The 13,814-nt window shown below is 57.7% G+C and carries 12 protein-coding genes; 7 read left to right on the plus strand and 5 right to left on the minus strand.

The genetic code is table 11. The features are described 5' to 3' along the window. Nucleotides 1–228 (plus strand): transposase (locus G463_RS0103160; RefSeq protein WP_156900075.1); only part of this gene is annotated, 228 nt, incomplete at its 5' end. 105 nt (nucleotides 229–333) lie between these two features. Here G463_RS0103160 and G463_RS22735 read toward each other — a convergent pair. After that, on the minus strand, nucleotides 334–657 hold the full coding sequence (locus G463_RS22735; RefSeq protein WP_026974030.1) for a hypothetical protein: 324 nt from the start codon (nucleotides 655–657) through the stop codon (nucleotides 334–336). A gap of 241 nt (nucleotides 658–898) precedes the next feature. Here G463_RS22735 and G463_RS21540 point away from each other — a divergent pair, with 241 nt between their 5' ends. Together G463_RS21540 and G463_RS18460 are read left to right on the plus strand one after the other, a co-directional pair. Continuing rightward, a complete protein-coding gene (locus G463_RS21540; RefSeq protein WP_051321869.1) occupies nucleotides 899–1,711 on the plus strand; it encodes a MerR family transcriptional regulator in 813 nt (270 codons plus the stop codon). A gap of 240 nt (nucleotides 1,712–1,951) precedes the next feature. Further along, the gene (locus G463_RS18460) at nucleotides 1,952–2,590 is read left to right on the plus strand and encodes a DsbA family oxidoreductase (protein ID WP_035485454.1); all 639 of its coding nucleotides are present in this window, start codon (nucleotides 1,952–1,954) and stop codon (nucleotides 2,588–2,590) included. 111 nt (nucleotides 2,591–2,701) lie between these two features. On the opposite strand, the gene acnA is transcribed toward G463_RS18460, so the two are convergent. Next, on the minus strand, nucleotides 2,702–5,422 hold the full coding sequence (gene acnA / locus G463_RS0103180; protein WP_026974031.1) for an aconitate hydratase AcnA: 2,721 nt from the start codon (nucleotides 5,420–5,422) through the stop codon (nucleotides 2,702–2,704). 314 nt (nucleotides 5,423–5,736) lie between these two features. On the opposite strand from acnA, the gene G463_RS18465 reads away from it, so the two are divergent. Continuing rightward, on the plus strand, nucleotides 5,737–6,963 hold the full coding sequence (locus G463_RS18465; RefSeq protein WP_051321870.1) for an alanyl-tRNA editing protein: 1,227 nt from the start codon (nucleotides 5,737–5,739) through the stop codon (nucleotides 6,961–6,963). Nucleotides 6,964–6,992: 29 nt separating this feature from the next. Here the strand turns inward: G463_RS18465 and G463_RS0103195 are convergent, their stop codons facing one another. The 3 genes from G463_RS0103195 to G463_RS0103205 are packed head-to-tail and all read right to left on the minus strand — an operon-like array spanning nucleotide 6,993 to nucleotide 9,641. Further along, nucleotides 6,993–8,135 carry a THUMP domain-containing class I SAM-dependent RNA methyltransferase gene (locus tag G463_RS0103195; RefSeq protein WP_026974032.1) on the minus strand — a complete coding sequence of 381 codons (1,143 nt, stop codon included), beginning with the start codon at nucleotides 8,133–8,135 and terminating at the stop codon, nucleotides 6,993–6,995. Between the two features lie 22 nt (nucleotides 8,136–8,157). Continuing rightward, complete coding sequence (locus tag G463_RS0103200) at nucleotides 8,158–9,120, minus strand: MraY family glycosyltransferase (protein WP_026974033.1); 963 nt, start codon at nucleotides 9,118–9,120, stop codon at nucleotides 8,158–8,160. A 44-nt stretch (nucleotides 9,121–9,164) separates the two neighbouring features. Continuing rightward, a complete protein-coding gene (locus G463_RS0103205) occupies nucleotides 9,165–9,641 on the minus strand; it encodes a hypothetical protein (RefSeq protein ID WP_026974034.1) in 477 nt (158 codons plus the stop codon). Nucleotides 9,642–9,858: 217 nt separating this feature from the next. Between G463_RS0103205 and G463_RS0103210 the strand changes: the two genes are divergently transcribed. The 3 genes from G463_RS0103210 (at nucleotide 9,859) to ctaD (ending at nucleotide 13,763) form a co-directional block, all read left to right on the plus strand. Next, on the plus strand, nucleotides 9,859–11,022 hold the full coding sequence (locus G463_RS0103210; RefSeq protein WP_245575677.1) for an MFS transporter: 1,164 nt from the start codon (nucleotides 9,859–9,861) through the stop codon (nucleotides 11,020–11,022). A 384-nt stretch (nucleotides 11,023–11,406) separates the two neighbouring features. Next, nucleotides 11,407–12,075, plus strand: coding sequence for a cytochrome c oxidase subunit II (coxB, locus tag G463_RS0103215; protein ID WP_026974036.1), 669 nt, complete (start codon nucleotides 11,407–11,409; stop codon nucleotides 12,073–12,075). A 74-nt stretch (nucleotides 12,076–12,149) separates the two neighbouring features. Next, nucleotides 12,150–13,763, plus strand: a complete 1,614-nt coding sequence (gene ctaD, locus G463_RS18470) for a cytochrome c oxidase subunit I (RefSeq protein WP_035485457.1) — start codon at nucleotides 12,150–12,152, stop codon at nucleotides 13,761–13,763. Nucleotides 13,764–13,814 lie beyond the last annotated feature (51 nt).

A 13,814-nucleotide genomic window follows, 5' to 3' on the forward strand; every position in this document is an offset into this window, starting at 1 on the left:
AAACAACGGATGGCACGGAAGCTGATGACCAAACGAGGGCGGGCGATATACGCCAAGCGGAAGGTCATCGTGGAGCCTGTGTACGGCCACATCAAGGCGTGCATGGGGTTTGTTCGCTTCTCCTTGCGTGGGCTGGCTAAGGTGCGAGGGGAATGGTCCTTGGTAGCGATGTGCCACAACCTCCTGAAGATATTCCGGTATGGACGGTCCAAGCCGGCCACCGTGTAACTCCGATGTGGCGGACATAGGACATACAGGACAAGAGCCGCGAACCCAGTCGGCGCCAACATTCACCATTACCACAAGACACCCAGGAGCGTGCCCTTCGGTCGATTACTCGGACACGCTCCTAGAGAATTTCACGGCTACAGCTTGTGTTACATCGATGCCGGGGATAGCATAAATCTCAATTTGGTTGATGTCTGTAATATCAGATGACCATCCACTGGGTCCTTGACTCATGCTTTTCGGATTGAACGAGACTATAAAGTTTCCAACAGTTTGTACTTCCTCACCTGTGGAAAAATAATACACAGTTGGTGTTCCAACCGCATAGGACGCAACCCAAGGTGGTTTCGTTGCTGGAGCTGGTTGTGCTGTTTTGTCGCATCCAACTAGCAATAAAGCAATTACCGCGATTTCAACAATCTTCTTCATGAAGCTCACCTCCTATAATGTGACGTTGCGAAACTTTGAATCGTTACCTTCACCTGAAAAGATGCATGATGACGTTCAAATTGGACTTTCTACTTTACATGGGGTTAAGACCAAACTCTGCGCAAATTCAGGCATACTGGCGGGGGGGAGCGAGCACCACGACGTAATCCAACGTACACGAAGGGCACTTGAATACGACGCAGCGTAATACTCTATGTTTGTCATGGAAGGGGGCTCAGACTTGGATCGAAAATTTTATCGCATCAATGATTTTGCGAAGAAATCATCCGTGTCCGTGCGTACACTCCAGTTCTATGACAAGAAGGGATTACTTTCACCTTCACAGTACACACCGGCTGGGCACAGATTATATTCGGACGACGATCTGGTTCGATTGCAACAGATTTTAGCTCTCAAGTATCTTGGATTCTCTCTAACAGAAATCAAGAATCTTATTGAAGAAGGAGCTAGTGAGCTTTCTTCTGCACTCAGAGCGCAGAAGAAAATGTTGCTTGATAAACGGCAACAGATTGACTCCATCATTCATGCAATTGAGAAGATTGAAAAACTGGAAACAGAAACGCTGGACTTTCAAGCCATAACTAAAATCATCGAGGTGATGCAAATGGATTTGAAGCCAGAATGGGTCAGTAAGTATTTGGCCCCTGATGAACGGAGAACGTTGCGGGATATTGCATTGCAATCGTTTTCGAAGGAAGCTTTGAGGAGATTGGCACAGCACGATTTCACGGAAGAAACACATCAGCAATACAGCTATTTTTATGATGAACTGAGAAGACTCGTGGCACAGAATGAAGATCCGGCCAGTGAGGCGGCGCAGCGTCTTGCTGAGTATTTGACGGACCTAAATAGACGGCGATCCCAAGGGTGGGATCAGGAAATACTCTCTGGAATGATGGCAGCTTGGGAGAACTTCAACGCATTGCCTGAAGACAAGAAACCGCAAATGTATGTTTTGACAACAAAGGAAAGAGAGTTCATCAAACAAGCTTGTTCAATCCTTCATGCACGACGTAGCCGTGAGAGCCATTAGGTGGGAAACCTGTCCAGCCCTTCGGGCATAATACCTGAAAAGGTATCGAAGTATTTGTCACCAAGGAATGCATTGACAAAGGTGTGGAAACTGAGGTATTGTAATCTGCGAATTAAAGCTTACAAATAATAAGTTGATGAATTATCGGAAGAATAACTGTGCCGGATATGGATGCAACCAAGGATGGAATGCCTGACGTGAATGTTTATTGCTTAAGTGAACTGGTTTGGAGGTCGTCGGATGAAAGTCGAAATTTGGTCTGATTTCGTTTGTCCGTTCTGTTACATGGGGAAACGCCATTTCGAACAGGCGTTGGAACAGTGGCCGGATAAAGACAAGGTGGAAATCATTTATCGCAGCTTTGAGCTCGATCCGTCGGCGCCGCGCAATACCGGAAAGAGTTTGCACAGTGTTCTGGCCGAGAAATTCGGCATCACCGTGGAACGCGCGCGGGCCATGAACGCGGATGTCGCGCGACGGGCGAAGGCGGTTGGGCTGGATTACCACATGGATACCATCATTCCCACCAATACCTTTGACGCGCACCGTCTGATGCACTTCGCCGCGGGCAAACATCGGAGCGTGGAAATGGTGGAGCGGTTGTTCCGCGCGTACTTCACCGATTGTAAAGACATCGGGGACCGGGATACACTGGCGGAACTGGCTGGCGAGGTCGGGCTGCCGCAGGCGGACGTCCGCGACATGCTGGAACGGGGCGACTACACGCGGGAAGTTCGTCAGGATGAGCGTGAAGGGCAAGCGCTGGGGATTCACGGCGTGCCCTGCTTTGTCGTGGATAGAGTGGTTGCCGTCTCCGGTGCACAGCCGGTGGAAGTGTTTTTGGACGCGTTTCGCCGGGCGGAGGCGGCCCATCAGTAACGTCGGAAGGGCGACGTGGAGCTTTGTGCTGCACCAATTTAAAAAGGCCGGGGCGTCGCTGCGTTCAGCGACGCTCCAGCCTTTTGTCTTTTTGCACAACTTGCGTTTACATTACTTCGCTTCTTCCGCCAAGAAGCTGCGCAGCACCGTCTGCAGGATACCACCATTGCGGTAGTACTCGATTTCGATGCCGCTGTCGAGGCGGACCGTCACCGGGAAGGTGAACGTGCTGCCATCTTCACGCGTTGCCTTGACCTGCAGTTCCTGACGCGGTTGCAGATCGCCGCTAAGTCCGCGGATTTCGAACGTTTCACGGCCGGTGATACCGAGCGACTGCCAGCTGTCTCCGTTCTTGAACTGCAGCGGGAGCACGCCCATGCCAACCAGGTTGCTGCGGTGGATGCGTTCGAAGCTTTCCGCGATGACCGCCTTCACCCCGAGCAGCGTGGTCCCCTTTGCCGCCCAGTCGCGCGAAGAACCGGTGCCGTATTCTTTGCCCGCGATGACCACGAGCGGTACGCCGTTTTCCTGATACTTCATGGACGCATCGTAAATCGGCATCACTTCGTCGGTCGGCAGGTACTTGGTCACGCCGCCTTCCGTACCGGGCGCCACCTGGTTGCGAATGCGGATGTTTGCGAATGTACCGCGCATCATCACTTCGTGATTGCCGCGGCGCGATCCGTACGAGTTGAAGTCCACCGGGCTGACGCCATGTTCCGTCAGGTATTTGCCTGCCGGGCTGGTGGGCGCGATGGATCCGGCCGGAGAAATGTGGTCCGTGGTCACCGAGTCTCCGAGCAGTGCGAGCACTTTCGCGCCCACAATGTCGCCGGAGTCCGGCAACGCTGCGGACAGGCCGACGAAGAACGGCGGCTCCTGAATGTAGGTGGACGCCTTGTCCCATTCGTACAGGTCGCCCTCCGGCGTGGTCAACGCGTTCCAGCGTTCGTTGCTGGTGAACACGCCCGCGTACCGTTCCTTGAACAGGTCGGCGGTCAGGAAGCTCGCGATGGTCTCCTCAATTTCCTTGGACGTCGGCCAAAGGTCCTTGAGGTAGACCGGTTGCCCGTTCTTGTCCGTTCCGAGCGGATCATTGACAAGGTCGATGTCCACCGTTCCGGCCAGTGCGTACGCGATAACGAGCGGCGGCGACGCCAGGTAGTTCGCGCGCACCAGGGAGTGGATGCGGCCTTCGAAGTTCCGGTTGCCGGACAACACGGCCGACACCAACAGGTCGTTGTCGCGTACAGCGTTGCTGATTTCATCCGGCAATGGACCGGAGTTCCCGATACAGGTTGTGCAGCCGTACCCGACCACATCGAAACCGACCGCCGCCAGCGGTTCAAGCAATCCTGCCCGTTCCAAGTAGTCGGTGACCACTTTGGAACCGGGGGCCAAGCTGGTCTTGACGTAGCTCGGCGGTGTGAGACCGCGTTCCACCGCCTTTTTCGCCACCAAACCTGCGCCCACCATCACGGACGGGTTGGAGGTGTTGGTGCAGCTCGTGATGGCAGCAATGACCACCGCGCCGGGTTTCATGGTGCTCTCCTTGCCATCGCGCACGACGGGGACAGACTTGTTCAGCTGCTCGTCGGTGAGTCCGAAGCCGCCTTTGTCAATCGGCTTTTGCAACGCCTCGCGGAACGTAGACTTCATGTTCTTCAGTTCAATCTTATCCTGCGGGCGTTTCGGGCCAGCCATCGTCGGAGACACGGTGGACAAATCCAGCTCCAGCGTGTCGGTGAATACCGGATCCGGCGTGCTGTCCGTGCGGAACAGCCCGACGGCCTTGGTGTACGCTTCGACCAATTCCACCAGCGCTTCGTCGCGGCCGGTATTGCGCAGGTAATTGAGCGTTTCCGCATCGACCGGGAAGAAGCCCATGGTTGCACCGTACTCCGGTGCCATGTTGGCCACCGTCGCGCGGTCCGCCAAGCTGATGGAGCTCAGGCCGGAACCGTAGAATTCCACGAATTTGCCGACGACGCCCTTCTTGCGCAGCATATTGGTCACCGTCAGTGCGAGGTCGGTCGCCGTCGCGCCTTCCGGGAGCTGGCCGGTCAGCTTGAAGCCAATGACTTCCGGCATCAGCTGATACAGCGGCTGTCCAAGCATGCAGGCTTCGGCTTCGATACCGCCAACGCCCCAACCAAGCACGCCAATGCCGTTGATCATGGTGGTGTGGGAGTCCGTACCCACGAGGCTGTCCGGGAAAATCACGGTTTCGCCGTCGATTTCCCGCTGTTGCACAACCTTGGCGAGATATTCTAGGTTCACTTGGTGAACAATACCCGTTCCGGGCGGAACCACGCGGAAGTTGTCAAACGCCTTTTGCGCCCAGCGCAGGAACTTATAGCGTTCTTCGTTGCGTTCAAATTCCTTTTGGATGTTGAACTCGAGCGCTTCTTTCGAGGCAAACGCGTCGACCTGCACGGAGTGGTCAATGACCAGGTCCACCGGAATCAGCGGATTGATGCGTTTCGGGTTGCCACCCGCCCGCTGCATGGCGGCACGCATGGCAGCCAAGTCGACGACGGCGGGGACGCCGGTGAAGTCCTGCAGCAAAATGCGCGCCGGCTTGAACGGAACTTCATTCGGAGCCGGAGCTGCCGCGTTCCAATTGGCCAGGTCGCGAATGTGCTGTTCGAAGATGGCCTTGTTGTCGAGCTGCCGAACTACGGCTTCGAGCAGGATTTTGATAGAGAAGGGAAGCCGGGAAACAGGGCCCACGCCTTTCTCTTCGAGCGCTGCGATGTCGTAGTAGGTGTACGACTTTCCGCCGACGGAAAGCGCAGCGCGGACGCCGAATGGATCGCGTCTGTCTGTCATCTTGATTCCCCCACTCTCTTTGTTGCATGTGCGGTTTCTAGAGGATGATTTTCGCAAATTTGATGCAGTGTGTCGAACCCTGATCAGATTTGCCGATGGAAGAATTCCAATTTCCGATGTCCATTCGGACAAGGGAAGGGAGCCGACCGCATCCTGTGGAATTGATTCCACAGACACGCGTCGTCCCGGCGACGAGATGATTGCAGTCATTTGACACTCTACTACCGAATGCAGGCAGATTGCAAGTTCGCTGACCGAGCCAGCCGTCGGAAATTCTGGACGACCTTACACGTTCTAATGAAGGAGAGACTGTATTGAGTATTCGAGAAGAACGTCTGTACTATTCGGACAGTTACCTATGGGAGTTTTCAGCAAAGGTTGAAGAAGTGGAGCAGGACGGGGATCGGTGGCACGTGCGGTTGAATCAAACGGCGTTTTATCCGACCTCCGGAGGTCAGCCGCACGATTTGGGCTGGTTGGACGAGGCGGAGGTGGTGGACGTGTGGATTCGCGACGACCACATCTATCACACGGTTCTGGCGCCGTTGGTGGTGGGCTCGGAGGTGCATGGCCGTATCGATGGCCGGCGTCGGTTCGATTTCATGCAGCAGCACTGCGGCCAGCATATCCTGTCGCGGACCATCGAGGAACTGCTTGGTGTGGACACGGTGGGATTTCACCTCGGTCCGCAGTGGGTCACCATTGACCTGGCCGCACCGCGCCTGACCGACGCCGAGGTGGCGGCGGTCGAGCGGAGAGCGAACGAAGTGGTATGGGAAAACCGGCCAATCCGGGCCCGTTTTGTGGATGCGGCGGAACTGCCGTCGTTCAACTTGATAAAGGCACCCAGTGTCGAGAAGGACATCCGCATTGTGAGCATCGAAGGGTTTGACGACAATGCGTGTGGAGGCACACATCCAGCGGCAACCGGCGCTGTGGGTCTCATTAAAATTGTGCGAACGGAAAGTGTGCGTGGCTGCGTGCGGGTCACGTTTGTCTGCGGCGGGCGGGCGCTCTGGGATCATCAGCGAAAGACCCAGGTGGTGAAAGAAGTGGGGGCTCTGTTGTCGTGCGGGCTGGACGAACTGCGGCCGACGGTGGAGAAGCTGCAGGCTTCGACCATCCATCTGCAAAAGCAGCTCGATGCGGCAAGAGATGCTCTGGCGGACGCCTGGGCGGCGGCGCAGATGGCATCGGTCGAGCAGTCGGCTGACGGCTCCGTGCAGCTGGTGACTGCGGTCGACGCATGCGACAGTCCCGCGGACTTGCGGCGGTACGCCCTGCACCTGCAGGAACTGCTGAACCCGAGGCCGCACGCGATAGCGTTGGTGGCCGAGACCGACAATGGCTGGTTTGTCCATCTCGCCACCCATCTATCGCTGCCCGCCAAGCAATGGTTTCAGCGGGCACTGGCGCCGTATTCCGCGAAGGGAGGCGGCAGTGCCATCGCCGCCCAGGGGGCCGTTCCGGCTCGTGCCGGGATGACGACCGACACTCTGCTTCAGGCCTTGCGCGCGGAACTGGCTGCGGCCCGCGTCTAGCCGCCGCAACGTGCCAGATTTCCTTGGTATCACGGCTCCTTGCGGGGTGGCAGCGGACCCAAGTATTGATAGAACTGCGTCTCAATCCGTCCGTTGTACAATTTCCGGCGTTTGTCGGCGCGGCGTCCGAACAGGGACTCAAACCGGGGGTGAGACGTGATGACGAAGGTCGACCACGTGTCCAACCGCGCCATCACGCGCCCCAAGCTGCGGTACAGCGCCTCGACCTCGCGCTGGTCGCCGAGGCGTTCCCCGTATGGCGGATTCGTGACGACGCAGCCGTACGCGGTGCTGGGGTGAAAGTCGCGCACATCCTGTTGGACAATCCGAACGTCCAGATCCACGCCGGCAGCTTCGCAGTGGCGCGCGGCCAGGCGGAGCACGTTCGGATCGACATCGCTTGCGGTGATGTCCAGTTCGACGTCTTGGCGAATGGCAGCGTACGCCGCTTTTCGCTCGTCGGCCCACGCCGAATCCGGCAGCAGCCCCCAACCCTCCGCAGCGAAGCTGCGCTGCAGCCCTGGCGCGATATTGCGGCCGAGCATCGCCGCTTCGATGGCGATGGTGCCGCTGCCACAGAGCGGATCGGCAAAGGGACGGTGGGGCTTCCACCAACTGAGAAGCACGAGCGCGGCGGCCAGCGTCTCCTTGATGGGCGCGGCCGCGAGGCCGGTCCGGTAGCCTCGTTTGTGCAAACCGGCACCGCTGGTGTCCACGGTCAGCAGGGCGCGATTGTTGTGCAGCGCCACCTCCACAGCGTACGTGGCGCCTGACTCGGGAAAGGTGTGAACGCGGTACGCTTGAGACAACCGGTCCACAATCGCCTTTTTGACAATCCGCTGACAGGCAGGGACGCTCGCAAGCTGTGATTTCACAGATCTGCCCTCGACCGGGAAATGGGCGGTGATGGGCAGGAGGTCGGGCCACGGCAAGGCTTTCGTGCCTTCGAACAATTCATCGAAGGTGGTGGCCTCAAATTCGCCCATCTTCAACAGCAGCCTGTCGGCTGTCCGCAGCCACAGGTTGCAGCGTGCGACAGTGGTTTCGTCGCCGGTGAACTCCACATAGCCATTGAAGGCCCGGGCATCTTCGAAGCCCAGGCCCAACAGTTCTCGTTTGAGCACGGCCTCCAGTCCCATGGGGGTGGTGGCCACAAAGGTGAATGCAGTCATGGTTCAGCCCTTTCCGCACGCGCTAGTGCTGCAGCAACACAAGGATCATGGATGCCAACGAAAAGCAGGCACTGACCAGGTACATGAAGGTCACCGCCTGGACCTGCGAAAATCCGGAGTTCAACAACCGGTGGTGGCCGTGCGTCTTGTCCGGCTTGTACACCGGTTTTCCAGCCATGGCCCTTCGTATCACCACGTGAATGGCGTCGAAAATGGGGACGCCGAGGGCGAGGACGGGGACGAAAATGGAGATGACCGTCGCCGATTTAAACGCGCCAACCACGGAAATGGTCGCGAGCAGAAAGCCGAGCAGGGTCGATCCGGCATCGCCCATGATAATGCGTGCCGGATGGAAGTTGTGGCGCAGGAAGCCGAGCGCAGACCCGGTCACTGCCGCAGCCCAGATGGCCGACGTGACATCCCCTTTGACCAAGGCCACGAACAGGAGCGTCACGGCGGAAATCGAGGCGATGCCGGCCGCCAGTCCGTCCAACCCGTCCAGGAAGTTGAACACGTTGATCACGCCGACAATCCACACGATGGTCACGAATGTGGACAGCCAATACGGAAATTGAACGTATGCAGGGTGATGGAGCGGAATGGAGAAGCCGTGAACCGTTCCGCCGGAGAATACGACCGCTGCCGCGGCCACAATTTGGGTGACCAAGCGCGGCCACGGCGAAAAATCGCGCCCTCGAGACTTGCAGTAGTCATCCACCAAGCCGATGCCAAACAGCAGCGCCGCGCCGCACAGAATGCCCGGGTACACCTTTGGCGCGCTGCCTTGGATGTAGGTGATGACCGTGGCCGCGACGACGAAGGCGACGAACATGGATACTCCGCCCAACAGCGGCAGGGGAGCCTTGTGCACCTTGCGCTGGTTGGGGCGGTCAAGGAATTGCCAGCGAAACGCCAAGCGTCTCACATACGGAACGGTTGCCCAGGCGATGACAAACGCCAGGATCCCGCTCATCCATACAAACATCTGTCGATGCCTCCCATGGCAGTGAAAGGCCTGCTTGGCCAGGCCTACCAGTTTTCACGGAGAACCGCTGACCGCGTCTGCCCATCGTCCAAGTGCACAGACAGACTGACACGCCCGTCCACCGGATTGTAGTGAGCTTCTCCGATGGGGGTTTGCGTGTGGCCGTCCGGGTGCACATAGACGACTGTGAGGACTGTGCCGCGGTCATCTTCCACGTATTTTTCCATGTACTGAAGGAGCAGTGATTGTTTGTCCGCGTCAGCCACCGGGTGGCTGAGTTCAAGCACATAGGACATGGGGTCCAACCCCGTCCCGCTGTCGATTTCAACCAGCTTGCCGATATGGTTTTCCGTCACATATCCCATGAAAGAGTGCTTGTGCTGCGCCATCCTCTGTGCCGTAATCTGTTTCATACTGACATATAGGAATACCATCACAGCGGCGATGCAGACGACCGTCACCACCATGTAGATTCGGCTGCGCCGGCGGCGCTTTGCCGCGGTAAGTTCAGCAGGCAACATGCAGGAAGACGCCCTTTCTCATGGAGAATGGTCAGCCATATCCTTCCGGTTTGTCGCGCACGTCCGAGGATGATTATACTGCAACCACCCGCGGGCAGCTAGACATGGACGCGCGATTCCACATCATCTTCACAGGTTCGCAATGCCTGGGGAGATTACTTTCAGCGGTCCGGTGGGCCGTGCTATGCTGTGAACGGATGGGGAGGAATCCGCATTGATGCGAAAACTCAGTGTCATTCTGCTCATGTTGGTAACAGTCTTCATGGGTTTTGGGCTGATTATCCCGGTGCTTCCGGTCATGGTGCAGAACGCGGGCGCGCAGCCGTTTCAACTCGGTTTGATGCTGGCCGTGTATTCCGCCGTCGGTTTCTTCATTTCACCGTGGTGGGGCCGGTTGTCTGATCGCATGGGCCGAAAGCCGGTGCTGCTGATGGGACTTTCCGGATTCGCGGTGAGTTTTTTTGTATTTGGCCTGGCGTCGCATCACCTGTGGCTGATGTATGTGTCACGCCTTGTCGGTGGCGGATTTTCCGGTGCGGTCACCGCCACCGCCATGGCGTACATCGCCGACGTGACCGGGGTGGAGGACCGGACCAAGGGCATGGCGTTTGCCGGAATGGCGATTGGCACGGGCTTCGTGTTGGGGCCGGGCATTGGCGGAGCACTTAGTGTCTTCGGCCCGGAGGTTCCTTTCTTTGTCGCGGCTGGGCTTGCCATTGCCAATGCGCTCTGGGGATGGGTGGCCCTCAAGGAATCCCACCATCCCGTCACGGGCGGGGAGAACACGTCTGTCGAACACCGTTTCGCCGGGTTCACCGGACCGCTCAAATACCTGTACATCGTGGACTTTGTGGCCCAGTTTTCCATTTCGTGCTTGGAAGGGTGCTTTCAGTATTACGAGATGGACCGGATTGGCGTCACGTCGTTTCAGGTGGGCATGATGTTTTTCATCTCCGGCATTGTGGGCGCGCTCCTGCAGGGGGGAGTGGTGCGGCGGGTGAAGCCCGGCGAAGAACCTCGCATGATGACCGCGGGACTGGTCATTTCCGGGATTGGGTTGGTGGCCATTCTATTTTCCAGCAACTTCTTCACCGCCGCGCTGTTCATGACCGTTTTCGGCGCTGGGAACACGGTCATCAAGCCGACGCTGCAGTCCGTCATCACCAAGGAGACGACCGTCGGGCAAGGGTTGGCGTCAGGATTGATTTCTTCGATGGACAGTCTGGCGCGCGTCGTGGGTCCTCTGGTGGCCACGCTGCTGTATCAATTGCAGCACGCCGTTCCCTTCATCGTCACGGGTGCCATTGCGCTGGCAGCGACGGGACTCGTCTATGCGTATACACGGGCCAAGCAGCGGCTGGAAGGGACGCTGTTGTCATAGCGCGGATACCATCCCGCGTCCATTTCGGTTCCTCGTGCGGGGCCCGGTGCCGTCTCGTCCCTGGCGCCGGTGCGTGTGGCGGCGACCTGGTCCGGCCGCGTCCCGAGGGATGCTGGTGTCTTGACGTGTGGGCGAGGAGCTATGGTAAACTGTACCTGTAGCTCGGGACGAAGGTCCCGTTCCGTCGGCCGGACAGGTTTGCGCCAGGGCAGCCTGGCCCCAGCGCAGCACGGATATCGAACCGGATGGCGCAGCCCCTACCATCGCACTCATTATAGTTCGAATATTTAGAAGTGTATGCGCTGTTGTTTGCGGGCGGCTTCGCGTGATGATTCGTTGGTGACTGTCGGCGACACGGTGAAACCAGGCCGAGGAGGGTGTGACGTGGTTGCAATTGCATCCTGGCTGCCAACGGAATTGACGCAGATGTCCCATCAGGTGGACCGTTTGTTCTACATCATGCTGGGGATTATCGCCTTTTTCTTTGTCCTCGTGGAAGTGCTGTTGATCACATTTCTCGTCCGCTACCGACGATCCCGGCTCAACGCGGTGGGGGCCAATGTGCACGGAAACAACAAGCTGGAATTGTTGTGGACCCTTGTTCCCGCAGTGGTCCTCGTGTTCATGGGCGTCAGCTGTGTGAAGTACGTCTACGCCATGCAGACGCCGCCGGCCAAGCCGGAGGTGATTCAGGTGACGGGGCACATGTGGGCTTGGGAATCCCAGTATCCGAACGGGCTCAAAACACGGGACGACCTGCGCGTGCCCGCCGGGGAAAACGTGCTCTTTAAAATTACTTCCACCGACGTGGTGCATGGTTTCTACATTCCGGCCGTACGTATTCAACAGGATGCCCTGCCCGGGCGCCAGACGGAGTTCTGGATGAAGGCGGATGCGGCGGACGTCGGCAAAGTGTTTGACGTTCCCTGCGATCAGTACTGTGGACTTCAGCACTCCCTGATGGATGCCAAAATGACCGTGATGACGCCCGCCGACTACGAGCGCTGGAAACAGTCGGAACTTGCCAAGCAGCAACAGTCGTCCGGGCAATGAAACCGCGCTGAAACTGTCCATGCGATTTCTGGGAAGTCAGTCAATGACAGATTGTCCTGAAGGTGGTGGAATCGATGGAGGCTGTGCTGCCGGTGCGTGCGTCGAGCAAATCGTGGATCCGCGATTGGGTGCTCACGGTTGACCACAAGAAAATCGGCATCATGTACGGCGTCACGTCCATTTTCTTCTTTCTCGTCTCCGGCTTGTTCGCGTTGTTGGTACGCACCGACTTGTTGGTTCCTTCCGGCCTGTTCTCCATGCAAACCTACAACGAATTTTTCACCATGCACGCGACGATCATGATTTTCTCGGTGATTATCCCGCTGTTGACCGGCGCGTTCGGAAACTACCTCGTCCCACTCATGATTGGTGCCCGGGACATGGCGTTTCCCCGCATGAACGCCCTCAGCTACTGGTTGTACTTGGCGTCCGGCATCGTGCTGATTCTGAGCATGTTCTTCGGCATGCCGGACGCAGGATGGACCGCCTACCCACCCTACAGCATTCAGTCCACGGGTCCAGGCATTGACCTGTGGGTCATGGCCATTCACATCGCGGGCCTGTCGTCGATTCTCGGCGCCATCAATTTCGTCGTGACCATTCACAAGATGCGCGCGCCGGGAATGACGTACAATCGAATGCCGCTGTTCGTGTGGAGCATGCTGGTCACCGCGTACATGCAGATCTTTGGTACGCCAGCTCTGGCCGGCGCCGTCACCACCCTGCTGGCGGACCGGCATTTTGGCACAGTCTTTTACGACGCCACGGCGGGCGGCGATCCGATGCTCTACCAGCACCTGTTCTGGTTTTACTCCCACCCTGCGGTATACATCATGATTCTTCCGGCGTTCGGCATCATTTCCGAAGTGCTGCCGGTGTTTGCGAGGAAGCCCATTTTCGGTTACCACGCCATCGCCTATTCCAGTGTGGCCATCGGCTTTCTCGGGTTCTTCGTGTGGGCACACCACATGTTTGTGGCGGGGATGGCGATGTCTGCAGGGATTCCGTTCATGATCTCATCGCTCATCATCGCGGTGCCGACGTCGGTCAAGATCTTCAATTGGCTGGCCACCCTGTGGCGCGGCGCGGTGGAGTACACCGTGCCCATGATGTACGCGTCGCTCGGATTCATCGGATCGTTCATCATCGGCGGATTCAGCGGCGTGATTGTTGCCGCAGTGCCGCTGGATATGCATCTGCACGATACGTATTTCGTGGTGGCCCACATTCATTACGTATTGTTCGGCGGCAGTGTGATGACCATCATGGCCGGTTTGCACTACTGGTTTCCGAAAGTGACGGGCCGCATGTTCAACGAGCGCCTGGGGCATGTCTCGTTTTGGTTCTATTTCATTGGAACGCAGGTCACATTTTTTCCGATGCATCTGTTGGGTTTGGCCGGAATGCCGCGGCGGTACGCGACGTATGCACCGGAGTTTCAGTTCTGGAATGATGTCGCGACCATTGGCAGCTACATTCTCGGCATCGGCACGCTGATCATCGTGTTCAATCTGTTTTACTCGGCCAAATACGGGAAGAAGGTGGGGAACAATCCCTGGCGGGCGCGCACACTGGAGTGGACGGTCAGTTCACCCCCACCCGCCCATAACTTTTCGAAACTGCCCGTGGTCACGCAGAACCCGTATCAGGCGTACACAGTGGAGGAATTGGAGGGGACTGTGGGATAGCGCCGTGGTTCATCCGTGAGGCGTGCCGAGCGGCAGCACCGCGGAAGGTGG

Origin of the sequence: Alicyclobacillus contaminans DSM 17975, from assembly GCF_000429525.1 — a bacterium.
In the GTDB taxonomy this organism is placed as follows: domain Bacteria; phylum Bacillota; class Bacilli; order Alicyclobacillales; family Alicyclobacillaceae; genus Alicyclobacillus_A; species Alicyclobacillus_A contaminans.

Bases quoted from the DNA above. Each gene is read 5' to 3' on its own strand.
- G463_RS22735 (WP_026974030.1), bottom strand. From the start codon at position 657: ATGAAGAAGATTGTTGAAATCGCGGTAATTGCTTTATTGCTAGTTGGA.
- G463_RS18460 (WP_035485454.1), top strand. From the start codon at position 1,952: ATGAAAGTCGAAATTTGGTCTGATTTCGTTTGTCCGTTCTGTTACATG.
- acnA (WP_026974031.1), bottom strand. From the start codon at position 5,422: ATGACAGACAGACGCGATCCATTCGGCGTCCGCGCTGCGCTTTCCGTC.
- G463_RS0103195 (WP_026974032.1), bottom strand. From the start codon at position 8,135: ATGACTGCATTCACCTTTGTGGCCACCACCCCCATGGGACTGGAGGCC.
- G463_RS0103200 (WP_026974033.1), bottom strand. From the start codon at position 9,120: ATGTTTGTATGGATGAGCGGGATCCTGGCGTTTGTCATCGCCTGGGCA.
- G463_RS0103205 (WP_026974034.1), bottom strand. From the start codon at position 9,641: ATGTTGCCTGCTGAACTTACCGCGGCAAAGCGCCGCCGGCGCAGCCGA.
- G463_RS0103210 (WP_245575677.1), top strand. From the start codon at position 9,859: ATGCGAAAACTCAGTGTCATTCTGCTCATGTTGGTAACAGTCTTCATG.
- ctaD (WP_035485457.1), top strand. From the start codon at position 12,150: ATGGAGGCTGTGCTGCCGGTGCGTGCGTCGAGCAAATCGTGGATCCGC.